The 23,205-nt window shown below is 66.1% G+C and carries 22 protein-coding genes; 17 read left to right on the top strand and 5 right to left on the bottom strand.

What is annotated here, in order from left to right:
- Window positions 1–26: 26 nt before the first annotated feature.
- From ABWP92_RS05565 to ABWP92_RS05535, 7 genes are all read left to right on the top strand, one after another.
- Window positions 27–401: a DUF934 domain-containing protein gene (locus ABWP92_RS05565; protein ID WP_353234369.1), complete on the top strand. Its 375-nt coding sequence runs from the start codon at window positions 27–29 to the stop codon at window positions 399–401.
- A 25-nt stretch (window positions 402–426) separates the two neighbouring features.
- On the top strand, window positions 427–1,359 hold the full coding sequence (gene cysD / locus ABWP92_RS05560) for a sulfate adenylyltransferase subunit CysD (RefSeq protein WP_353234368.1): 933 nt from the start codon (window positions 427–429) through the stop codon (window positions 1,357–1,359).
- A complete protein-coding gene (locus ABWP92_RS05555; protein WP_353234367.1) occupies window positions 1,359–2,726 on the top strand; it encodes a sulfate adenylyltransferase subunit 1 in 1,368 nt (455 codons plus the stop codon). Before cysD ends, ABWP92_RS05555 begins: the two co-directional genes overlap by 1 nt.
- Window positions 2,727–2,857: 131 nt before the next feature.
- The gene (gene fdxA, locus ABWP92_RS05550; protein ID WP_353234366.1) at window positions 2,858–3,181 is read left to right on the top strand and encodes a ferredoxin FdxA; all 324 of its coding nucleotides are present in this window, start codon (window positions 2,858–2,860) and stop codon (window positions 3,179–3,181) included.
- A 31-nt stretch (window positions 3,182–3,212) separates the two neighbouring features.
- Window positions 3,213–4,274 (top strand): NAD(P)/FAD-dependent oxidoreductase, encoded by a 1,062-nt coding sequence (locus ABWP92_RS05545; protein ID WP_353234365.1) that lies wholly within the window; start codon window positions 3,213–3,215, stop codon window positions 4,272–4,274.
- A gap of 301 nt (window positions 4,275–4,575) precedes the next feature.
- Window positions 4,576–5,856, top strand: a complete 1,281-nt coding sequence (locus ABWP92_RS05540; protein ID WP_353234364.1) for a purine-cytosine permease family protein — start codon at window positions 4,576–4,578, stop codon at window positions 5,854–5,856.
- A 231-nt stretch (window positions 5,857–6,087) separates the two neighbouring features.
- On the top strand, window positions 6,088–6,492 hold the full coding sequence (locus ABWP92_RS05535; protein WP_353234377.1) for an SH3 domain-containing protein: 405 nt from the start codon (window positions 6,088–6,090) through the stop codon (window positions 6,490–6,492).
- A 10-nt stretch (window positions 6,493–6,502) separates the two neighbouring features.
- Here ABWP92_RS05535 and thiD read toward each other — a convergent pair whose 3' ends face one another.
- Complete coding sequence (thiD, locus tag ABWP92_RS05530; protein ID WP_353234363.1) at window positions 6,503–7,354, bottom strand: bifunctional hydroxymethylpyrimidine kinase/phosphomethylpyrimidine kinase; 852 nt, start codon at window positions 7,352–7,354, stop codon at window positions 6,503–6,505.
- A 299-nt stretch (window positions 7,355–7,653) separates the two neighbouring features.
- On the opposite strand from thiD, the gene thiO reads away from it, so the two are divergent.
- The 9 genes from thiO to ABWP92_RS05485 all read left to right on the top strand — a co-directional run bounded on the left by thiO (window position 7,654) and on the right by ABWP92_RS05485 (window position 16,664).
- Window positions 7,654–8,769 carry a glycine oxidase ThiO gene (gene thiO / locus ABWP92_RS05525; protein ID WP_353234362.1) on the top strand — a complete coding sequence of 372 codons (1,116 nt, stop codon included), beginning with the start codon at window positions 7,654–7,656 and terminating at the stop codon, window positions 8,767–8,769.
- Window positions 8,766–8,963 carry a sulfur carrier protein ThiS gene (thiS, locus tag ABWP92_RS05520; RefSeq protein ID WP_353234361.1) on the top strand — a complete coding sequence of 66 codons (198 nt, stop codon included), beginning with the start codon at window positions 8,766–8,768 and terminating at the stop codon, window positions 8,961–8,963. The genes thiO and thiS overlap by 4 nt, the downstream gene beginning before the upstream one ends.
- Before the next feature lie 40 nt (window positions 8,964–9,003).
- The gene (locus tag ABWP92_RS05515) at window positions 9,004–9,834 is read left to right on the top strand and encodes a thiazole synthase (protein ID WP_353234360.1); all 831 of its coding nucleotides are present in this window, start codon (window positions 9,004–9,006) and stop codon (window positions 9,832–9,834) included.
- Entirely contained in the window at window positions 9,827–10,747 is a 921-nt protein-coding gene (gene thiE / locus ABWP92_RS05510; RefSeq protein WP_353234359.1) for a thiamine phosphate synthase, read from the top strand. The genes ABWP92_RS05515 and thiE overlap by 8 nt, the downstream gene beginning before the upstream one ends.
- Window positions 10,748–10,813: 66 nt before the next feature.
- Window positions 10,814–12,343, top strand: coding sequence for a 3-hydroxyacyl-CoA dehydrogenase (locus ABWP92_RS05505; protein WP_353234358.1), 1,530 nt, complete (start codon window positions 10,814–10,816; stop codon window positions 12,341–12,343).
- Between the two features lie 54 nt (window positions 12,344–12,397).
- Complete coding sequence (locus tag ABWP92_RS05500) at window positions 12,398–13,177, top strand: oxepin-CoA hydrolase, alternative type (protein ID WP_353234357.1); 780 nt, start codon at window positions 12,398–12,400, stop codon at window positions 13,175–13,177.
- A 79-nt stretch (window positions 13,178–13,256) separates the two neighbouring features.
- On the top strand, window positions 13,257–13,976 hold the full coding sequence (locus ABWP92_RS05495) for a Crp/Fnr family transcriptional regulator (RefSeq protein ID WP_353234356.1): 720 nt from the start codon (window positions 13,257–13,259) through the stop codon (window positions 13,974–13,976).
- 231 nt (window positions 13,977–14,207) lie between these two features.
- A complete protein-coding gene (locus ABWP92_RS05490) occupies window positions 14,208–15,332 on the top strand; it encodes a phosphotransferase family protein (protein ID WP_353234355.1) in 1,125 nt (374 codons plus the stop codon).
- A gap of 57 nt (window positions 15,333–15,389) precedes the next feature.
- Window positions 15,390–16,664, top strand: coding sequence for an acyl-CoA dehydrogenase family protein (locus tag ABWP92_RS05485; protein WP_353234354.1), 1,275 nt, complete (start codon window positions 15,390–15,392; stop codon window positions 16,662–16,664).
- A gap of 86 nt (window positions 16,665–16,750) precedes the next feature.
- Here ABWP92_RS05485 and ABWP92_RS05480 read toward each other — a convergent pair whose 3' ends face one another.
- The 4 genes from ABWP92_RS05480 to ABWP92_RS05465 all read right to left on the bottom strand — a co-directional run bounded on the left by ABWP92_RS05480 (window position 16,751) and on the right by ABWP92_RS05465 (window position 21,974).
- Window positions 16,751–17,638: a LysR family transcriptional regulator gene (locus tag ABWP92_RS05480; protein WP_353234353.1), complete on the bottom strand. Its 888-nt coding sequence runs from the start codon at window positions 17,636–17,638 to the stop codon at window positions 16,751–16,753.
- Window positions 17,639–17,722: 84 nt separating this feature from the next.
- Window positions 17,723–18,814, bottom strand: a complete 1,092-nt coding sequence (locus tag ABWP92_RS05475) for an ABC transporter ATP-binding protein (protein ID WP_353234352.1) — start codon at window positions 18,812–18,814, stop codon at window positions 17,723–17,725.
- Between the two features lie 33 nt (window positions 18,815–18,847).
- The gene (locus tag ABWP92_RS05470; protein WP_353234351.1) at window positions 18,848–20,575 is read right to left on the bottom strand and encodes an ABC transporter permease; all 1,728 of its coding nucleotides are present in this window, start codon (window positions 20,573–20,575) and stop codon (window positions 18,848–18,850) included.
- A 67-nt stretch (window positions 20,576–20,642) separates the two neighbouring features.
- Window positions 20,643–21,974, bottom strand: coding sequence for an ABC transporter substrate-binding protein (locus ABWP92_RS05465; RefSeq protein WP_353234350.1), 1,332 nt, complete (start codon window positions 21,972–21,974; stop codon window positions 20,643–20,645).
- Window positions 21,975–22,178: 204 nt separating this feature from the next.
- Here ABWP92_RS05465 and ABWP92_RS05460 point away from each other — a divergent pair, with 204 nt between their 5' ends.
- Complete coding sequence (locus ABWP92_RS05460; RefSeq protein ID WP_353234349.1) at window positions 22,179–22,991, top strand: IclR family transcriptional regulator; 813 nt, start codon at window positions 22,179–22,181, stop codon at window positions 22,989–22,991.
- Window positions 22,992–23,205: the final 214 nt, after the last annotated feature.

The following is a 23,205-nucleotide window of genomic DNA, read 5'->3' as shown; positions in this document are numbered from 1 at the left end:
ATACCCACGGATTCGGAAACGAGATCATGAAAATCCTTGCCGCCAACGAACACCAATTGCCCGGCTCCGGCGCCATCGAGCTGCCCAACGATGCCGATCCGCTCGCGCTGGACCTCAGCGGCGTGACGCGCATCGACCTGCACTTTCCCAAATTCACCGATGGCCGCGCGTTCAGCCAGGCGCGCCTGCTGCGCCTGCGCCGCAAGTTCACGGGCGAAATCCGCGCCACCGGCGATGTGCTGATCGACCAGCTCGTGCAGATGGCGCGCTGCGGATTCGACGTCGCCGTCCTGCGCGAGGGCGTGGACGCCTCCGACGCCCAGCGCCAGTTCGATCGCTATCATGCCTTCTACCAGGGCGACGTGAACCAGCCCCTGCCGCACTTTCGCGAAGCGGCCTGAGCCATAGAAAAGAAAGAAGCATCCGATGAATGCCCGTACGGAACCCGCGCTGCTCTCGCAGTTGAGCAACCGCCATCTCGATGCGCTGGAGGAAGAGACCATCTTCATCCTGCGCGAAGTGGCTGCCGCATTTGAACGCCCCGCCCTGCTTTTCTCGGGCGGCAAGGATTCGCTGGTCATGCTGCGCTGCGCCGAAAAGGCGTTCGGCGCGGGCCGCCTGCCCTACCCGCTGCTGATGATCGACACCGGCCACAACTTCCCCGAAGTGACCGAATTCCGCGATCTGCGCGCCAGCGAGCTGGGCGCGAAACTGATCGTGCGCAGCGTGGAGGATTCCATGGCGCGCGGCACCGTGCGCCTGGCGCACCCCGGCGAATCGCGCAACGTGCACCAGTCGGTCACGCTGCTGGAGGCGATCGAGGAATTCCGCTTCGACGCGCTGATCGGCGGCGCCCGCCGCGACGAGGAAAAGGCGCGCGCCAAGGAGCGCATCTTCTCGCACCGAGACAGCTTCGGCCAATGGCAGCCCAAGGCGCAGCGTCCCGAACTCTGGACGCTGTTCAACACGCGGCTGGCTCCCGGCGAACATTTCCGCGTCTTCCCGATCAGCAACTGGACCGAGCTGGACGTGTGGCAATACATCGACCGGGAACGGATCGCGCTGCCCTCGATCTACTACACGCATCAGCGTCAGGTGGTCGAGCGCAAGGGCCTGCTCGTGCCCGTGACGGAACTCACCCCGCCACGCGACGGCGAGCAGGTGCAAACCCGCGACGTGCGCTTTCGCACCGTGGGCGACATCACCTGCACCTGCCCGGTGGAGAGCACGGCGGCCACCGCGGGCGACATCGTGATCGAGACACTGGCAGCCGAAGTGAGCGAGCGAGGCGCAACCCGCATGGACGACAAGACCAGCGAAGCCTCCATGGAAAAGCGCAAGAAGGACGGATATTTCTGATGAGCACCGAAACGATTGAACGCCCGCAGCACTCGGATGCGGCGGCGCACCAGCCCCATGAATCAGCCCTGCGCTTCATCACCTGCGGCAGCGTCGACGACGGCAAATCAACCCTGATCGGCCGGCTCCTCGTGGACACCCGCGCCGTGCTCCAGGACCAGTTCGCCGGCATCACCAAGAGCGGCGAGACCGATCTCGCGCTGCTCACGGACGGCCTCTCCGCCGAGCGCGAACAAGGCATCACCATCGACGTCGCGTACCGCTATTTCTCGACGGAACAGCGCAAGTTCATCATCGGCGACACGCCCGGCCACGAGCAATACACCCGCAACATGGTGACCGCGGCATCCAGCGCCGATGCCGCCATCGTGCTGGTCGACGCCACCAAGCTCGACTGGCAGAACCCGCAGCTCGACCTGCTGGCGCAAACCCGCCGCCATGCGCTGCTGGTGAATCTGCTGCGCGTGCCCTCGCTGGTCTTCGCCGTGAACAAGCTCGACGCCGTGCAGGACCCGGCCCAGGCATTCGCGCACATCCGCAACCAGCTGGCCGCGTTCGCGCAAGCCGCGGGTATCACCGTGCGCGCCACCGTGCCGGTATCCGCGCTCAAGGGCTACAACGTGGTGGACGCCAAGGCGGACTGGGCGGGCTACGAGGGCCCGAGCCTGCTGCAGGTGCTGCACACGCTGCCAGCGACGCCCGCCGACCGCGAGCTGCCCCTGGCCTTTCCGGTGCAGTGGGTGGAGAAGTTCTCCTCGTCATCCGACACCACCCAGGGCCGCCGCGTCTTCTGGGGCCGCGTGGCGGTGGGCGAGGTCAGGCCGGGACTGCAGGTCACCCTGCTGCCGAGCAACCAGACAGCCACCATCGCGCAGGTGCTCGACCACGTCCGCCAGCCCGGCGAAGTGGCCGCCGGCCGGAGCGCGGGCATCGTGCTCGATCGAGAGGTCGACGTCTCGCGCGGCGACTGGATCGTCGCTTGCGTGGAAAACCCTGACGCCGTGGCCGGCGACGACTGGGGCGACGCCCCGGCCTCCCGGCCCGCATGGGAAGGCCAGCGCGAGCTGCAGGCGACGGTGGCATGGATGGACGACGAGCCGCTGGTCGCCGGACGCGTGTATCTGGCCCAGCACGGCCATCGTTGGATCAAGGTCAAGGCACGCCGCGTGGTGCACCGCCTGAACATCAACACGCTGGCCGAGGAAAATGCCGACAGGCTCGAACCCAACGCCATCGGCCATGTGGAACTGCTGCTGCAGGAGCCCGCGCCCGTCGCCGCCTTCAACCAGGCCCGGGTCCTCGGCTCCATGATTCTGGTGGATACCGCAAGCCACAAGACCGCAGGCGCCGTCCTGGTCCGCGCCTGAGTCTGTCGATGAAGCGGTTCAACTCGGGAGAAATTTCCCGAGTTACCGCATCAAGGCAAGGGGTGCGCTCCACTCTTGCCGCCATAGCGCCTAGAATCAGGGAATTCCCCAAATAAAAGAACAGATTCCACATGACTCACGTCGTCACCGAAAACTGCATCAAGTGCAAATACACCGATTGCGTGGATGTTTGCCCCGTTGACTGCTTCCGCGAAGGCCCCAACTTCCTCGTGATCGATCCCGATGAATGCATCGACTGCGCGGTCTGCATTCCGGAATGCCCCGCCAACGCCATCTTCGCGGAAGAAGACCTTCCCGCGGATCAGCTGGGCTTCATCAAGATCAACGCCGACCTGACGCCCTCGTTCAAGAGCATCACCAAGCGCAAGGAAGCCCTGCCCGACGCCGACGACTGGAACGGCAAGACGGACAAGCTCCAGTACCTCGAGAAGTAAGCCGCTCCCCCCGCCGGCAAGCCCGCAACACATGGCCGATCCCGCATCCAGCGCCGCCACATCCAGCCCCATCGCCGCGGACGCCGTGGTCATCGGCGCGGGCCCGGTCGGGCTGTTCCAGGTATTTCAGCTCGGCCTGCAAGGCATCCCGGCGCATCTCGTGGATGCGCTGCCGTATCTGGGCGGCCAATGCGCGCAGCTCTACCCGGACAAGCCGATCTACGACATCCCCGGCACACCCGTGTGCACCGGGCGCGAACTGGTTGATCTGCTCGCGCGGCAGATCGCGCCCTTCGCACCCGCCACGCATCTGGGCCAGCAGGTATCCGCCCTGCAGCCGCAGGCCGACGGCCGCTTCCTGCTCGCCACCACCGCCGGCACACAGTTGCTGGCGCGCAGCGTGTTCATCGCGGCGGGCGTCGGCGCCTTCGTGCCGCGCACCGTGAAGGTGGACGGCATCGAGGCGCTGGCCGGGTCTCAGGTGCTCTACCACCCTGCCACGCCACAGGCGGCAGCGGGCAGGAACGTGATCGTGCATGGCGGCGACGAAGAGGCGGTACGCGCCGCCATCGAGGCCACGGACATCGCGCGCAGCGTGACGCTGCTGCATCGCCGCGACGTGTTCCAGGCCGACGCCGCCGATCTGCAGCGGCTCCAGCAACTGCGCGATGCGGGCCGCATTCGCGTGGTGGCGGCCCAGATCACCGGCATCGAGACCGACCCATCAGGCCGCCTGAACGCATTGCGCGTCCTCGATGCCCAGGGCCAGGAGCAATCCGAGCCGCTGGACCTGCTGCTGGTCTATCTGGGCATTTCGCCGCGCCTGGGCCCGGTGGCCGACTGGGGCCTGGCGATCGAGCGCAAGCAGCTCGTGGTCGATACCGCGAGCTTCGCCACCAGCGTTCCCGGCATCTACGCCGTCGGCGACATCAACACCTACCCCGGCAAGCGCAAGCTGATACTTTGCGGCTTCCATGAGGCGACGCTCGCCGCCTTCGCGGCAGCGGAATACCTGAGCGGCGCAGCCGTCGCGCTGCAATACACGACCACCAGCAGCAAGCTGCACGAGCGCCTGGGCGTCGAACACACCTGAGCCTGGCCGCCAGCGCTCGCACTTTTTCCCCACGGCAATGACTTCCGGGCTTGCGCCCGATCCGCATCCAATGGCTGATCGAGCCAGCGCAAGCGGCTGTGAATGGCTATACTGCGCAGCTTCGCCAGGGGTGTTGCGGCCGATTCAAGCGGCGCGCGGCTGAGAGAGTCCCTTTGAACCTGTGAGTTAATCCTCGCGCAGGGAAGCCGCGAATTCCGGAGCCGACCACCGCATGCCCTGCCCGGCCTGCTCCTTTCGGCTCCCGCGCGCCTGTTTCATCAAGAACCCATCCGGAGCGCGCATGCAAGCCACCTCGTCCCCCATCGCCAACGAAGCCCTGGCGCCGCTGCCGGCGGACCGCCGCGCCTTCCGCTGGCATGACCACGCCTCGCTGTGGTTCAGCCTGGGCGTCGGCCTGCTGGTCATGCAGGTCGGCGCGTTCCTCATTCCCGCGCTCAGCATGCCGCAGGCGCTGCTGGCCATCGTTCTGGGTTCGTTCATCGGAGCGGGCCTGCTCGGCTGGGTCGCCAAGATCGCCTGCGAGAGCGGACTGGCCAGCGCCGGCCTCATGCACACCGTCTATGGCCGCAAGTTCGCGAGCCTGCCCATCGTGCTGAACATCGTGCAGCTCATCGGCTGGGGCACCTTCGAGCTGGTGGTCATGCGCGATGCGACGGTGGCGATCGGCCGCCAGTCGGGCGCCATGTCGCAGGCCTGGTGGCCCATGGTTGCCACTCTGGTCTGGGGCGGCGTGGTGGTGGCGCTGATCAGCGGCTCCATGGTGCAACTGGTGCGCAAGGTGATCGCGCGCGTCGCGCTGCCGCTGGTCGTGCTGTCGCTGCTGTGGCTGACATGGCAGTTCCTGGCCGTGGCCTCCCATGCCGGCTTCCAGGCGATCTGGGAGCGCCCCGGCGAAGGCGGCATGGGCGTGATGCCCGCGCTCGACCTGGTGATCGCCATGCCGATCTCCTGGCTGCCCCTGGTGGCCGACTATGCACGCCACGGCGTCAGCGGCAAGGGCGCGCTGCGCGGCACGTGGATCGGCTACGCCATCGCCAACATCTGGTGCTATTCACTGGGCGTGCTGGTGGCTCTGGTGCTCCCAAGCGCGGATCTGGTCACCGCGCTGCTGCTGGCACAGGGCGGACTGATCGCGCTGTCGCTGATCCTGATCGACGAGGTGGACAACGCATACGGCGATGCCTATTCAGGCGCGGTTTCCACCCACAGCCTGCTGCCGCGCCTGAGCGTGCGCCGCTGGGGCCTGGTGATCTCCGTGGTCTGCACGCTGCTGGCGCTGCTGCTGCCGATGCACAGCCTCGAGCCCTTTTTGCTGCTCCTGAGCTCGGTATTCGTGCCGCTGTTCGGCGTGATCCTGGGACGGCTGGCCGGGCTTGGGGAGGGCGTGGTGCAGTTGCTCTCGCAGGCGCGCGGCATACATGCGGCGCCGGTCGCGATCTGGATCGCCGGCATTGCCTGCTACCACCTGCTTCCCCTGGCGGCTCCGGCGCTCGGCTCGGCGCTGCCCACGCTGGCAGCCTGCTTCGTGGCTTCCAGGCTGCTTTGCGCGAATCGGACATGACCGGACGGGACGCGCTCCGGGATGAAATACGGATGTGGCGCACGATATCCCCGGCTTGCGGAAATTAGCGGGAACTTTGGCCGGCGCATGCCCTCCCTTCCTCAGTTCCTCCACATTTTGTGGAGATTCATGAAAAGGAGAATTCCCCCAGTGCTACGTACAGCCACATCCCGCATCACTCCCCGTTTCCTGTCGGCGCGTTCGATCGCAACGTGCGTCGTCGCGGCCAGCATGCTGGCGTCAGGCTGGGCCCAGGCCCGCGAGTTCGTCAGCGTCAAGGGCAGCACGGTCAACATCCGTGAACAGGCCAACACCCGCTCCGCGACCTTGTGGGAACTCGGCTCAGGCTACCCGCTGCAGGTCGAGCAACGCAAGGGACAGTGGCTCAAGGTGCGCGACTACGAAGCATCGCTGGGCTGGGTTTACGCGCCGCTCACCAACAAGACTCCGCATCGCATCGTGACGGCGCGCGCGGCCAACCTGCGCGCCGCTCCCTCCACCAAGGCAAGAATCGTCGGCAAGCTGGAGCGCAACGAGATCGTGCGCACGCTCAAGAACTCGGGCACATGGGCCCAGGTGCAGACCGAGAGCGGACGCCGGGGCTGGGTTGCCAGGAACCTGACCTGGGGCTGGTGAGCCCCGCGCTTCAGCCGATGACCACCTGCGCCACCGGCGCATAACCATGATTGAGGGGGCCGTGGCCATGGCCCGTGCGCACCTGCGCGCCCGCAGCGATCGCACCCAGGATGTAGGCGCGGGCCTTGGTCACCGCCTCGATCAGCGGCTCGCCCAGCGCAAGCTGCGAGGCGATGGCCGACGACAGCGTGCAGCCCGTGCCATGCCCGTTGTGCGTGACGATGCGCTGCGAGCCCAGGCGATGATGCTCCCCCCTGGCGAGCGCCAGCACATCCACCACCCAGTCTCCCGGCAGATGCCCGCCCTTGAGCAGGACGGCACGCGCGCCCATGTCCAGCAAGGCATCGGCTGCCTCGTCGAGGTCCGCCTCGCCCGCGATCTCGCGGCCCAGCAGCCAGCCCGCTTCGTCGAGGTTCGGCGTCACCACATCGGCCAGCGGAAAAAGTTCATTGACGAGCGCGGATTCGGTTTCACTGGCGATCAGCCGGTCGCCGCTGGTGGCCACCATCACCGGATCGAGCACCACCCGCGGCAGCCGGTGACGGACAATCGCCTCGGCCACCACATGCACCACCTCGGGCGAATGCAGCATGCCGATCTTCACGGCATCCACGCCGATGTCCTCCACCACCGCATCGATCTGCTCCCCGAGCATCTGCGGTGGAATGCCATGGATGCCGCGCACGCCCTGCGTGTTCTGCGCCGTGATGGCGGTGATCGCCGTCATGCCGTAGCAGCCCATCGCGCTGAATGTCTTGAGATCGGCCTGGATGCCGGCGCCGCCTCCGCTGTCCGAGCCCGCGATGGAGAGAACCCGGGCATATCGGCGCGGCCCCTGGGGCGTCTGTTGTTCGTTGCTCATGCAAAAATTATCGTTGATTCCCGAGCCCGTTCTTCAACGCACGAAATCGCTATGGGCAACCGATATAACGCGAGGGACATGAACCAGTTCAACGTTTTGCGACCCGTCATTGTGTTGTAATGGCCCTTCGGACGAAACAGGGGTGCCGCATGCGCGATATGTCAGCATGCGGCTGAGATCACACCCTGGGGCCGCCTGGCCCCGCTACCCGATCCAGATCATGCTGGCGTGGGGAGTTTCTGCATTGCGGCACCGGCGTGTTTTGTCCTTTTGTCGTCTCTTGAGCTGGAATTGGACACATGCTTCCTCTGCAGAATAAATCCACGATCACGATTCTTGGCGCGGGCCTGATGGGCCGGCTGCTGGCCGTCGAACTGGCTCGCAAGGGCCATGCTGTCGAGGTTTTCGAGGCGCAAGGCCCCGACGCGCAGGGCGCGGCAGCCCGCATCGCCGCCGCCATGCTGGCGCCGCTGGCCGAATCCGCCGTCACCGAGCCCGGCGTGGTGCGCATGGGCCACTACGCGCTGCCGCGCTGGCAGGAACTGATCGGCCGGCTATCGCAGCCGGTCTTCTTTCAGCAGAACGGCACGCTGGTTCTCTGGCACAGACTCGACGCGGGCGAAGCCAGCCGCTTCCAGCACAAGCTGCAGCAAACGCAGAAGGCCGTTCCCGAACTCCCCGCGCTGCAGGCCTTGAACGGGCCGCAGGTCGATGCGCTGGAGCCCTCCGTCGCCTCGCGCTTCGCGCACGGCATGTATCTGCCGGGCGAAGGCCAGCTCGACAACCGCCAGCTGCTCTCGGCGCTCGAAACCGCCATGCGGGAGCTCGGCGTGAAAGTGCACTGGAACACACCCAGGTCCACCGACGACTTCACCCCCGGCAGCGTGGGCCAGCCCGATCTTGTGCTGGACTGCCGCGGCCTTGGCGCCAAGCCTCGCTGGAACACGCTGCGCGGCGTGCGCGGCGAAGTGGTGCGGCTGCACGCGCCCGAAGTCACGCTCGAGCGCCCGACGCGCCTGCTGCATCCGCGCTATCCGATCTACATGGCGCCAAAGGAAAACCATGTATTCGTGATCGGCGCGACGGAAATCGAATCCGAGGACATGTCCCCGCCAAGCGTGCGCTCGACTCTTGAACTGCTGTCCGCCGCCTATGCCGTGCATTCGGGCTTTGCCGAAGCGCGCATTCTCGAGATTGCCACGCAGTGCCGCCCCACCTTGCCCGACAATCTGCCCGCCGTCCGCAGCGTGGCCGGGAACGTGCTGGAGGTGAACGGCCTGTACCGCCACGGCTTCATGATCGCCCCCGCCCTGCTGGACGTGGTCATGGAACTGCTGGAGAGCGGACAATCCACGCTCGCACCCCGCTTCGATCTTTCCGTGCAGTTGGATGGAGCCACTGCCTCTTTGCCATGAACGTGACCGTAAACCAGCAAGACATCATCCTGCCCGACAACGCCACCGTCGCCGACGCCGTGGCGCAGGTGCAGGCCAAGCCGCCGTTCGCCGTCGCCGTGAACATGCAGTTCGTGCCCAATACGCGCTACGCGCAGCACCTGCTGGCGTCTGGCGACGCCATCGAAATCATCTCTCCCGTCACCGGCGGTTGAGCGTCTTCGGGACGGCTGACACAACAAGGTTGAACCCATCATGTCGAACACCACACCCTTCGCAGACCAGGCCAGCAACGACGATCCGTTCGTGCTCTATGGACAGACCCTGCAAAGCCGCCTGCTGCTGGGCACGGCGCGCTACCCCTCGCCCGCCGTGCTGCAGGCCGCCGTCGCTCGCGCCAGGCCCGGCATGGTGACCGCGTCACTGCGCCGCCAGGGCAGCAACGCAGCCGAGACCGGCAGCAGCTTCTGGGAACTGCTGCGCAGCCTGGACGTGCCGGTGCTGCCCAACACAGCGGGCTGCCACAGCCTGCAGGAAGCCATCACCACGGCGCACATGGCGCGCGAGGTGTTCGGCACCCAATGGATCAAGCTGGAGCTCATCGGCGACGACTACACGCTGCAGCCCGACACGCTCAACCTCGTGCAGGCCGCCGAGCAACTGGTGCGCGACGGTTTCTGGGTGCTGCCCTACTGCACCGAGGATCTGGTCGTATGCCAGCGCCTGGTGGACGTCGGCTGCCAGGCCATCATGCCCTGGGCCGCGCCCATCGGCACGGGGCGCGGCCCCATCAACCCCTATGCGCTGCAGATGCTGCGCGAGCGCCTTGATGTGCCCATGCTGGTCGATGCGGGGCTGGGCCTGCCCTCGCACGCCTGCCAGGTCATGGAATGGGGCTATGACGGCGTGCTGCTGAACACCGCCGTGGCCCTCGCCACCGACCCGGTCGCGATGGCCGGAGCCTTCGCCGACGCCGTCAGCGCGGGCCGCGCCGCGCGCGCCGCGGGCGCGATGACGCCGCAGGAATCGGCCGAGCCCAGCACGCCCGTGCTCGGCACACCTTTCTGGCACCACGACAATGGTTGAGAGCTCCACCGCTTCCGAGGCCTCGATGAAACTGGCGATCCTGGAGCGGCACGCCGGCGCGTTCGCCGATTTCCCCGCCCAGCCCACGCCCGCCGCCAGCGATAGTGATAGTGATCCCGTCCATCGCGCCGCGCTGCAGGCCTGCGCCCAGCTCGGCTTCATCGCGCACGATGCCGACTGCATTGCCAAGGCCTGGCAGGCGCAGACGCTGCGCATGGGACATTTCGACGCCGCGCTCTGGCCCGTCGAGCCGGAGGACTTCGGCCTTCAGCCTCTGCCGCACGCCAGGCCATTCGCCGCCTGCCCCCAGGCCCTGGGCCTGTATGCCGTGCTGCCCGACGCCCAATGGGTCGCTCGCATGGCGCGCGCGGGGGTTCCCACGGTGCAGTTGCGCTTCAAGTCGCAAGACACAGCGGCCATCGATGCCGAGGTACGAGCCGCCGTCGATGCCGTTCGCGGCACCGGCGCCCATCTCTACATCAACGACCATTGGCGCATCGCCATTGCCGCCGGCGCATATGGCGTGCACCTGGGCCAGGAAGACCTCGACGCGCTTTCCGCTACGGAGATCAGCACGTTGCGCGACTCCGGCGTGCGCCTCGGCGTGAGCACGCACGGCTACGCCGAGATGGTGCGGGCCGATGCCGTGGCGCCCAGCTACATCGCCATGGGCGCCGTGTTCCCGACCACCCTCAAGAAGATGGCGACCGTGCCGCAGGGCGTCGCGCGGCTCGAGCGCTATGCCAGGTTGATGCGCAACTACCCTCAAGTAGCGATTGGCGGCATCGGACTGGAGCAGTTCCCGCAGATTCTGGCAACCGGCGTTGGATCGATTGCCGTGGTGCGCGCCATCGTCAACGCAGCCGACCCGGAAGCCGCCGCGGCGGCAATGATGCATGCCATGAAGGAATGACGTCGGGAGAAAATCTCACATCTGGCGACCCACGCATTCCAGCGCCCATGCCGCCATAATTGCGGCATGAGCAGCAGCACCATTACTTTTTCTCAGGTCGGTCTGGTTGGCACGGGCGCCATGGGCCGGGGCATCGCGCAAATCGCCGCGCAGGCGGGCAGCACGGTATGCCTTTTCGACACCAATCCGGACGCCGCCGTATCCGCCAAGCAGCAGATCGAGCAGCAATGGCGAAAGCTGGCCGACAAGGGCCGCGTCGAGCCGTCCCAGGTCGAGCGCTGGTCCACGCTGCTGATCCCGGTCGCCAGCCTGGATGAGCTGTCCGCCTGCGATCTGGTGGTCGAAGCCATTGTCGAGCGCCTGGACGTCAAGCGCGAGCTGTTCGCCCGGCTCGAGAACATCGTCGCGGACACCGCCGTGCTGGTGAGCAACACGTCGTCGCTGTCCGTGACCGCAATCGGCGCGGCGCTCAAGAGCGCGCATCGCTTTGCGGGCTATCACTTCTTCAACCCGGTTCCGCTCATGAAGGTGGTGGAGGTCATCGGCGGCCTGAAGACCGACGCACCCACCTGCGCGCGGCTTGCCGCCTATGCGCGCGAGATGGGCCACACGCCGGTCAGCGCCAAGGACACGCCCGGCTTCATCGTCAACCACGCAGGCCGGGGCTACAACACCGAGGCGCTGCGCATCCTGGGCGAAGGCGTCGCCGACTTCTCCACCATCGACCGCATCCTGCGCGACCAGGTCGGCTTCAGGCTCGGCCCGTTCGAGCTGATGGACCTGACGGGCCTGGACGTGTCCCAGCCGGTGATGGAGTCGATCTACCACCAATATTACGAAGAGCCCCGGTATCGCCCCAGCGTCATCGGCGCGCAGCGTGTGGCCGGCGGCGTGTTCGGCCGCAAGACGGGGGAAGGCTTCTACCGCTATGACAACGGCGCGCAGCAGGTATTCGAAGAAGCCCCCGTGCCCCGAGTGGACAACATCCCGCCGGTGTGGGTATCCACGCGCGCGGCGCGCCGCGCCGAGATCTTCCAGCTGCTCAAGGAGCTTGGCGCGAAAATCGAGACCGGGCAATCGCCCTCCGCCGAAGCGCTGACGCTGGTCGCGCCGCTGGGCTTCGACATCACCACGGTGGCCGTGGTCGAGCGCCTGGATCCGGCGCGCACGATCGGCATCGACATGCTGGTCGAGGACGCCGCCACCAAGCGCCGCGTGCTGGCGACCAACCCGGCCACGCGCGCCGATTACCGCGACGCGGCCCATGCGCTGTTCGCGCGCGACGGCAAGGCCGTCTCGGTCATCCGCGACAGCGGCGGCTTCGTGACCCAGCGCGTCGTGGCGGCCATCGTCAACATCGCCAGCGACATCTGCCAGCAAGGCATCTGCACGCCAGAGGACCTGGAGACCGCCGTCACACTGGGCCTGGGCTATCCCATGGGACCGCTCGCCATGGGCAACCGCTGGGGCCCGGCCAACATTCTCGAAGTGCTGTTCAACATGCAGACCGTGTATGGCGACACGCGCTACCGCCCCAGCCCCTGGCTGCGCCGGCGCGGCGCCATCGGCCTGAGCCTGATGCACGAGGAAGAGTGACCTCTTCGTGCCCGCCAACGCACATTTCCCACAACGAACGAGACAAGCCCGTCCATGTCCGCAGAACTGAAAAGCGCAAGCCACAATCACACGATGGTGCTCACCATCAGCAACCCGCAGTCGCGCAACGCGCTGGACCCGGCCATCTACGCCGCGGGCGTCGAGGCGCTCAACGGAGCCGAACGCAACCGTGACATACGCAGCGTGATCATCACCGGCGCCAATGGCATGTTCAGCTCGGGCGGCAATCTCAACCGGCTGCAGGCGCGGCGCCAGGAAAGCGCCGAAGAACAGGCGCGCGGAGTGAACGCCCTGCACGGCTGGATCGACACCATCCGCAACTTTCCCAAGCCGGTGATTGCCGCGGTGGAAGGCCCGGCGGCGGGCGCGGGCTTCTCGCTGGCGCTGGCCTGCGACTTCATCATCGCATCGCGTGAAGCCGTGTTCATCATGGCCTATTCGCGCGTGGGGCTCTCGCCCGACGGCGGCGGCACGTGGAGCCTCGCCAACGCGCTGCCGCGCCAGCTCGCGATGGAGATACTGATGGGTGCGGACAAGGTGGACGTGCAGCGCCTGCACGCGCTTGGCGTGGTCAACCGCCTCTCGCAGCCCGGACAGGCGCTTGACGATGCGCTCGCGTTCGCCGCCACGCTCGGCCAGCGTGCGCCGAACGCGCTCGCCAGCATCAAGGAACTGGTGGGAGACGCGCGCGCGAACGATCTTCACCGGCACCTCGACCAGGAACGCGACCATTTCGTGCGCAATCTCTCGCACGCCAACGCGGGCGAGGGCATCGCGGCATTCCTCGAAAAACGCGCCCCCCGTTATCAGTGACAATCAAAGGAAGGACGGCCCGCAGTCCACGTCGCGCGCGTGACAGAGGCCATCTCGTCAGTCACACAAAAGACAGCCTATGGATGAGCCGATTCTTAGCATAGAAGAACGTGAAGCGATCAATGGTGGTCGCTGGTTTTCTTCGTTGTCGCCTTCGCTGCGGCACGACATTCTTCGATGCGCCTACGTCAAACGATTCCGGGATGGGGGACTGATCTGCGCCCGTGGCGATCCGCCGGACGAGTGGATCGCCTGCGCCCGTGGCGCGGTGCGCGTGAGCTCGACATCCATCTCCGGAAAGCAGATCACGCTGACCTACGTCGAGCCGGGCATCTGGTTCGGCGACGTGGCGATGTTCGACGGAGACCGCCGCACGCACGATGCCTATGCGCATGGCGACTCCACGATCCTGTGCGTGGCCAGGGCCGATTTCAAGAAGATACTCTCGCAGCACGCGGAACTCTACGATGCGTTGCTGCAACTGCAGTCGCGCCGCATCCGCCAGCTTTTCGGCCTGGTCGAGGACCTGAACACCCTGCCCCTGCGCTCGCGGCTGGCCAAGCAGTTGCTGCATCTCGCGCGCAGCTATGGCGTTCCCAGCCTCGCGGATGGCGACGAGATCCGCATCGGCCTGCAGCTCGCGCAGGAAGAGCTGGCGCAACTGCTGGGCGCCTCGCGCCAGCGCGTGAACCAGGAACTCAAGGCGATGGAGCGCGAGGAAGCCATCCGCATCGAAGCCGGCGGCCTCGTGATCCGGGACCGGTCCACGCTCATGCGGATCGCCGAAGCCAGCCACTAGAAAAAACCCTCCGCCCGGGCCGCGAGCCCGGCGGCAAAAAGAAGCCCCCACGCTTGCCCGCGTCGTGGGGCTTTGTGCGCGTCTTCGGGCGCTGCGATTTCGCACTCGCGCGCCTGCGCGAAGCGCCCCTCGAAGCAGCACGGACACCAGCATCGCCTCGCAGCATCCCTGCGCGCATCAGCATGCGCGCATGCCTGCGTGCGCCCATTTCATCGACAAGGAGCAAGCTCAATGAGCCAGTTTGACGCATTCATCGGCACCAGGCCGGTCACCGAACGACACCGCTTCGATCTCTCCTCTCTCGCCGCATGGATGAACGGGAACATCGACGGGTTCGCCGGACCTCTGACGGTGGAGATGTTCAAGGGCGGCCAATCCAACCCCACCTACAAGCTGATCACGCCATCGCGCAGCTACGTCATGCGCGCAAAGCCCGGCCCGGCAGCGAAACTGCTGCCCTCCGCCCACGCCATCGAGCGCGAATACCAGGTGATGAATGCGCTGGCCGGCACCGACGTGCCGGTGCCGCGGATGCTCGGACTGTGCGAGGACGAGTCCGTCATCGGGCGCGCGTTCTACGTCATGGAGTTCATGCAGGGACGCGTGCTGTGGGACCAGTCCCTGCAGGACATGGACAGGCCGCAGCGCGCCGCGATCTACGACGAAATGAACCGCGTGATCGCCGCGCTGCACACCGTGGATTTCACCGCGCGCGGGCTGGCCGGGTATGGGCGCCCCGGCAATTACTTCGAGCGCCAGATCGCACGCTGGAGCAAGCAATACCAGGCCTCGGCCACCGAATCCATCCCGGAGATGGACACGCTCATGACCTGGCTGGCCGAGCACATGCCCGCCAGCGCGCGCGATGAACGGCTGGTCTCGATCGTGCATGGCGACTACCGGCTCGACAACCTGATGTTCCATCCCGTCGAGCCGCGCGTGGTCGCTGTGCTCGACTGGGAGCTGTCCACGCTCGGCCACCCGCTGGCCGATTTCAGCTACCACTGCATGTCGTGGCACATCCCGCACCAGCTCTCGCGCGGCATCGGCGGCCTCGATCTCGCGGCGCTCGGCATTCCGGATGAAGACAGCTACATCACGCGCTACTGCGAACGCACCGGCATCGCGCGATTCTGCGAGGAGCACGGCATCACCACGCGCGACGAACTGCGCGCCGACTGGCCCTGGTACATCGCCTACAACATGTTCCGCATCGCCGCGATCCTGCAAGGCATCGCCAAGCGCGCGGAGACAGGCACCGCGGCAAGCGCCCAGGCCAAAACAACCGGAGCGCAAACCCGACCGCTCGCGCAACTCGCCTGGGCCACCGCCCAAACCTTCGCCCGCGCACGCTGATAGCGCCGCGCCCCATCGACAACCATGCGGCGCTGCGCCGCCACCCAGGAGGATTTCATGGACTTCGACTATTCGCCCAGGACCCGTGAACTGCAGGCCCAGCTGCTGCGTTTCATGGACGAGCACATCTATCCAGCCGAGGCCGGATACGCGAGCGAGCTCGCCGCCCATACCGCCGCGGGCAAGCGCTGGACGCCCATTCCGGTGATCGAGCGGCTCAAGCAGCAGGCAAAAGCCGCCGGACTGTGGAACCTGTTTCTCCCACGGGACACCGCCGAGATCGCCGGCTATCCGGGCGCCGGCCTGACCAACCAGGAATATGCGCCGCTGGCCGAAATCATGGGACGGGTGCCGTGGGCCAGCGAGGTCTTCAACTGCTCCGCGCCCGACACCGGCAACATGGAGACCATCGCCCGATATGGAAGCGAGGAGCTGAAGGCGCGCTGGCTCAGGCCGCTGCTCGATGGCGAAATCCGCTCGGCCTTCGCGATGACGGAACCGGAGGTGGCATCCTCCGATGCGACCAACATCTGCACGCGCATCACGCGTGACGCCGACGGCTACGTCATCAACGGCCACAAATGGTGGATCTCGGGCGCGGCCGACCCGCGCTGCAAGGTATTCATCGTCATGGGCAAAACCGACCCGGATGCACCCAAACACACGCAGCAGAGCATGATCGTCGTGCCCGCCGACACGCCCGGCATCCGCATCGTGCGCCCGCTCACCGTGTTCGGCTACGACGACGCGCCGCATGGCCATGCCGAAATGTTCTTCGACAACGTGCGCGTGCCCACCAGCAACGTCCTGCTCGGCGAGGGCCGCGGCTTCGAGATCGCGCAGGGCCGCCTCGGCCCGGGCCGCATCCATCACTGCATGCGGACCATCGGCTTGGCCGAACGCGCGCTCGAACTCATGTGCCGGCGCGCCAACGAACGCATTGCGTTCGGCAAGCCCATCGGCGCGCAGACCGTCACGCAGGAGCGCATCGCCGAGGCGCGCTGCAAGATCGACATGGCCCGGCTGCTCACGCTCAAGGCCGCATGGCTCATGGACACCGTGGGCAACAAGGTCGCCAGGACGGAAATCGCCATGATCAAGGTGGTGGCGCCCAGCATGGCCTGCCAGGTCATCGACTGGGCCATCCAGGCGCACGGCGGCGGCGGCATGAGCGACGATTTCCCTCTGGCCTATGCCTACACTCTGGTGCGGACCCTGCGCTTCGCGGACGGCCCGGACGAGGTTCACCGCAATGCCATCGCCAAGTGGGAACTGGGAAAATACGGCGGCAACGGCAAGAACGGCGCCGCACCCGTGACGCGTGGCAGTTGAGCGAATCCGACCGCATTCGACCGCGGTCACCTCCATGGCCGCACGATGCACCGGGGCAGCGCGCGGCCAGCCGCGCCCCGGCCGCTTCAGCCGTCCATCAGCCCCCAGACGCGCCGCAACTGTGACAAGGTGGCGACCAGCCTGGGATCATGCGCGGCCGAGCGCGCGTAGATGAACCCAAGCTGCGCCGGCATGCGCGCATGGGGCCAGATGGTCAGGCCGTGTTTTTCCGCCAGCGCGACCGCCTTGTCCTCGCGCAGCAGCGTCAGCCCCAGTCCTGCGCGCACCAGGTTTTCAGCCGCGGCGGAGGTGTCCGCCTCCAGAATCCGATGAGGGGCCAGCCCCTGCCGCGCGAACAGCGCCTGGAGCAGTTGCTGCGTGTGGTGCTGCGCGGGCGCCGCGATCCACGGCAGTTGCGCAAGATCCCGCCAGCCTGCCTTGAGCACCACGTCGCGCATGCTGGCCGGCGCGACGATGCGATAGTGGCGCGTCTGCAGCACCAGGGCTTCCAGTTCCCGCGGCATGTACGCGGCGAGGTAGAACGCCCCCTGCAGGCTGCCGGACATCACCTGCTCGCACAGCTCTTGCGCGAGCCCGTGGCGGGTCCGGATTTCCAGCAGCGGCAGCGCGGCGACCAGCGCGCTCAGCAGCGACCCCAGCCGCAGCGAGTCGGGGTCGGTCACTGTGCCGATGATCATCTGTCCCGTGATCTCGCCTTGCAGTTCCTTGGCGCGCCCCTGAAGCCAGCCCGCCGCATCCAGCACTTTTCGCGCATCGTCGAGCAACGACTCGCCTGCCCGCGTCAGGCTGATGCGGCCGGGCCGGCGATCGAACAGGGCGACGCCAAGCTCCTCCTCCAAAGCCTTTATCTGCGCCGTGATCGCGGGCTGGGTCACATGCAGCGCCTCGGCGGTCCGCGTCACGCTGCCCAAGGTGGCGGCCGTGACGTAGGCTCGCAACTGATACATCTCCATGCCTGCGAGCCTAACGCAGGCGCGGCCGCCATCCGGCTACTGGAATTCCCGTAGAACCGGGGAAGAAGCGCGCGCCGCGACCCGTCACGCCTCGAGATATCGCAGTTGGGTGGGCTCGATGCCCAGGCGCACCACCGTTCCCGTGGGCAACAGGTCGATGCCCGCATAGTGCGCCTGATCGGCCACCACGGCGACGTCGCCCACGCGCACGCGATAGCGCGAGAACTCGCCCAGGAATTCGGCACTCTCCACCCGCCCGTCCATCCAGACGCGCGAGGCGTCGCCCATTTCGTCACGCACCGTGATCTGCACCTGGTGGGGCCTGAACGAGACCGCCGCGCGCCCGATGGCGGGCACCTCGGAGGGCGTGGGCAGCAGAAGATCGCCGATCCCCGGCACATGAAAGGACAGCGACTCGCCCGTCACCCGCATCACCTCGCCCTCCAGCACATTGGCGGTGCCGACGAAGCTCGCCACGAAGCGGTTGAGCGGATAGTCATACAGCCCGGCGGCCGAGCCCACCTGCTGCAGCACGCCCTTGTCGAGCACGGCCATGCGGTCGGCGGTGGTCATCGCCTCCTCCTGATCGTGGGTGACGAAGACGGTAGTCAGGCCCAGCTTGTGCTGCAGGTTCTTGAGCTCCTCGCGCATCTGCACGCGCAGGTTCTTGTCGAGGTTGGAAAGAGGCTCGTCGAGCAGCAGCAGCTTGGGCTCGATCACCACCGTGCGCGCCAGCGCCACGCGCTGCTGCTGCCCCCCGGAGAGCTGGCCGGGCCTGCGCTGCGCGAATTGCGAGAGGCCAACCAGCTCCAGCACCTCGCCGACCTTGCGCCTGATGGCATCGCGCGTCTCGCGCCGTTCCACCAGGCCGAAGGCGACGTTGTCGAACACCGTCATGTGCGGCCACAGCGCATAGTTCTGGAACACCATGCCGATGTTGCGCGCATGCGGCGGCACGTTGGTGATGTCCTGCCCGTCCACGAGCAGTTCGCCGCGCTGGTGGCGGTTGAAGCCCGCGATCAGGCGCAGCAGCGTGGATTTGCCCGAGCCCGAAGGCCCGAGCAGCGCGAAGAACTCGCCGGGTTCGATCTTCAGGTTCACATCGCGCAGCACCTCGTTGTTGCCATACGAGAGGCTGACGTGGCGGCATTCAAGCGATACAGGATGGAGTTGCATGATGTGGGCAATCCCTCGTTCATTTCACAAAATTCAAACCGACTGCACCGTGGCGCGCGAGCGCTCCACGAAGCGATGCGAAAAATAGGTTCCCAGGCCCACGACGATGACCGCGAGCACACCGAGCGCGGCGCCCGGACCACGGCCCGCCACGCTTTGCATGTAGAGATAGATGCCGTAGCTGATCGGCGCCTGGCTCTCGCGCGAGACCAGCATGATGGTGGCCGACAGCTCGACGGCGGCGGTGATGAAGCTGGTCACGAAACCCGCCATGATGCCGCCCGCCATCAGCGGCACCATCACGCGCCGGATCACGCTGATGCGGCCCGCGCCCAGGCTTTGCGCGGCCTCCTCCAGCGAGATATGGACCTGCTGCAGCGCCGCCATGCACGAGCGCAGCGCATACGGCAGGCGGCGCACGGCATAGGCCAGCATGATGAGCACCCACGACGCGATCACCGGCGTGTCGCTGAACGGCAGGTTCACGCCCCGGAACATGCGCAGATAGCCGATCGCCAGCACCAGCCCGGGGATCGCCAGCGCAACCGACGCCATGTAATCGAGCCACTGCCGGGCCGGCAGCCGCGTGCGCAGGATCAGGTAGGCGATCGCGGTGCCGATCACCACGTCGATCGTGGCCGACAGCAGGCAGTACAGCAGCGTATTGCCGATCATGTTGCCCGAATCGGTGAACACCGTCACATAGTGCTCGAGCGTGAAGCTCTCGGGCAGCACGGAGAAGCTCCAGACCTTGGCGAACGACATCAGCAGGATGCCGAAATGCGGAGCCAGGACGATCAGCAGCACCAGCACGATCCAACCATACGCGAGCACCGCCTCCCACCTGGACAGGCGGCGCTTTTGCAGCGCGCTGCCGCCCTTTTGCAGCGTGGCGTAGTCCTTGCCCTTCATGAGCCGCGCGGACATCCACAGCGCGACGATGGAGAACAGGATCATGATCACGCTGATCACGTAGCCCAGCGGATCGTCGAGCCCGACCGAGGTGATGCGCAGATACGCCTGGGGTGCGAGCATGTTGGTCACGCCCATGACCAGCGGCGTGCCCAGATCGTCGAACACCTTCACGAAAACCAGCGCCGCGCCAGCCAGATAGCCCGGCATCGCCAGCGGGAAAATGATCCGCCGGAACAGCCGGAACCCGCGCGAGCCGAGGTTGAGCGCGGACTCCTCCATCGCGCCGTCGATATTGCGCATCGCCGCGACGAGGTTCAGCAGGATGAACGGAAAGTAGTGGATGCTCTCGACGAAGACCACGCCGGTCAGACCATCCATCACCGGCACGGTGAAGCCGAACCAGTCGTCGAGCAGCAGGTTCACCGAACCGCTGCGCCCGAAAATGAGCTGCAGCGCCACGGCGCCCACAAAGGGCGGCATGATGAGCGGCAGCACGCCCAGTGTCTGGATCAGCAGCGCGCCGCGAAACTCGAAGCGCACCGTCAGATAGGCCAGCGGCACCGCGATCACGCTCGCGAAGAACACGCTGGCTAGCGCGACCAGCACGCTGTTGACGAAAGACTCCATGAACACCGTCTGCCCGAAGAAGTTGACGAAGTGTCCAAAAGTCAGGCCGCCGGTCTCCGTCACGAATGCGGTGTAGATCACCATGCACACGGGAACAATGAGAAACACGAGGAGAAACAGGCCGATCAGGATGAACGCGATCCAGGGCCCGATGCCCGACAGCGCCGTGGCCGGGCGCGCCGGAACGCCGGCGCCCCGCGTCGCAAGAGTTGCACTCATGATGTAGAAGCTCCCATGGCGCGCCGCCCAGGCGGCGGCGCGCCACATTGCCCAGTCGTTGGACGGTTTACCTGGCCATGCCCTTGGCCTGCTGGGCCAGTTGCTGCGCCTTGGCGTAATTGGCCTTGGCCTTGTCTGCCCACATCTGCTCCATGCCGGTCAGCTCCTTGGCCACGGCCACGTCGCGGCGGCTCTTCTTGAAGAGTTCGAGAAACTGCGGATCCTTGGCATTGGCTTCGCCCACCAGCGGAGAAAATGCAAGCGAACGCGCCTGCGCCAGCAGTTCCCTGCCCTGCGCGTTGGGCTTTGCCTTGAGCGCCTTGTCGGCCTCGTGAATGGCCTTGGTTGCCGCCTGCAGCTCCTTTAGCCGGAAAGTCACCATCTGATCGAACATGTTGATGACGACCTGGTAGCGCGACTCGGCCAGATGGGTGTCGAACTGCACCTTCGCGCGTTTGGCGACTTCCTGCGGAACAGGATAGCCCGCTGGCGCCTTGAGCATGTTGTAGGGCAGGATGGGTAGGCGGCTGATCTTGGGATCGAACAGCAATTGCTGGCCTTCCGAGGACATGGTGAAGGTCATGAATTTCCTGGCCTCATCCGCATTCCTGGCGCCGGCGATCAGGGCGATGTTCGCCGGAACGACCGCCGTCACGCTCGGGTAGACGAAATCGACGGGGTAGCCCGAATACTTGCCCGCGAGGCCGAAAAAGTCGATCACGATGCCCAGGCCGTACTGGCCATTGTTCACGCCGTCGGGCACGGCGAAGCTGCGATCGGTGACGGCGGCTGCGTTGCCCATCATTTCGAGCAGTTGCGTCCAGCCCTTCTCCCAGCCTTCGCCCTGCAAAATGGTTTCGACGGTGAGCTGCGTGGTGCCCGAGCGCGAAGGCGAGGAGATCGCCACATGGCCGAAGTATTCGGGCCTGGTGAGGTCGCTCCACTCCTTGGGGGCATCGAGCTTGTGCGCCTTCAGGTAGCGCGTGTTCCACATGATCCCGTAGCCCGCGAGCGCCTGCCCGTAGTACATGCCCGACGGATCATTGAGCGGATAGTTGCCGATCTTGGCCGGCGCGTTCTTGTTGACCGTCTCGGGCGCCGGCGTGAGCAGCTTGGCGCGCGCCAGCACTTCGAACGCATCCGGCGCGCTCGCCCACATCACGTCCGGACGCTGGCCTTCGGGCAGTTCGCGCACATAGGCCACGGCCGCCGTCGTGTTCTTGTTCAGGATCTCGACCTTGATGCCGGGGTTGGCCGCTTCAAACGCCTTCTGGTATGCGCTCGTGAGCTCCTTGGGAAACGAGGTGAGCACGGTCACCGTTCCCGCCTGGGCGAAGCCCGCCGCGGCCAGCGCGAATCCTGTGGCAATCGCTGCCGCCACCCATGTTTTCTTCTGCATGTCGTGTCTCCTGAGTGAATGAGTACTGGGATGCTCGCACTCTAGGAAACATGCCGTGCGAACGCCAATCACAACTTCTGATGCACCCTATCAGTCAACCTGGTGATCGGGTTTACCCTTGCAGCCGGGAAGCGGCCGTGCCTGCTCCCGCAAAAACACATTTCACAAGATAAAATGCACGCATCGAGAGACACACGGTAATCCATGAAGAAAAACTACTCAGATATTCCCGCCAAACCCAGCGTTCAGGTGCTGGAGCGCATGTTTGTTCTCATCGACGTGCTGGCTTCGCGCGAAGAAGCGATTTCACTCAAGGAAATCAGCGAGAAGACCGGACTGCATCCATCCACGACACATCGCATCCTCAACGACCTGGCCATAGGCCGCTTCGTGGACCGGCCCGAATCCGGCAGCTACCGCCTGGGCATGCGCCTGCTCGAACTGGGCAACCTGGTCAAGGCGCGCCTTTCGGTGCGCGACGCGGCGATGGCTCCCATGCGCCAGTTGCACAAGCTGATCCAGCAGCCGGTGAACCTGAGCGTCCGCCAGGGCGACGAAATCGTGTACATCGAACGCGCCTACAGCGAACGCTCGGGCATGCAGGTGGTGCGCGCCATCGGCGGCCATGCGCCACTGCACCTGACCTCGACCGGAAAACTCTTCCTGGCCGCCGATGACCCTCAGCGCGTGCGCGCCTACGCCACCCGCACCGGCCTGCCGGGACATACGCGCAACAGCATCACACAGTTGCCCATGCTCGAACGCGAACTGGGCAAGGCGCGCCAATACGGCATCGCCCGCGACAATGAAGAACTGGAGCTGGGCGTGCGCTGCATGGCGGCCGGTGTGTTCGATGACCAGGGCCAGCTGGTTGCCGGCCTGTCGATTTCCGCGCCCGCGGACCGCCTTGACGACAGCTGGCTGCCCAAGCTGCAGAACACGGCTGGCGAAATCTCCCATGCGCTGGGATTCCTCGAAGGCCAGCGCACGGCTTTCAACGGACCGATCAACAATTGATCACCCTTTATCTTGGGGCGGCCCGGCGACAAAACAGAACCCCCACGCTTCCCCGCTGCGCGTAGTCCGCTGCCCCCCCCCGAGGGGGCGCTTTTTGTCTTGGGGCGGCCCGGCGACAAAACAAAACCCCCACGCTCCCCCGCTGCGCGTGGTCCGCTGCCCCCCGAGGGGGCGCTTTTTGTCTTGGGGCGGCCCGGCGACAAAAAAACCGCGC

Source organism: Diaphorobacter ruginosibacter (assembly GCF_040396215.1).
In the GTDB taxonomy this organism is placed as follows: Bacteria; Pseudomonadota; Gammaproteobacteria; order Burkholderiales; family Burkholderiaceae_C; genus Diaphorobacter_A; species Diaphorobacter_A ruginosibacter_A.
The sequence above is the reverse complement of the archived record's forward strand: the minus strand, read 5'-3'. Positions and strand labels throughout refer to the sequence as shown.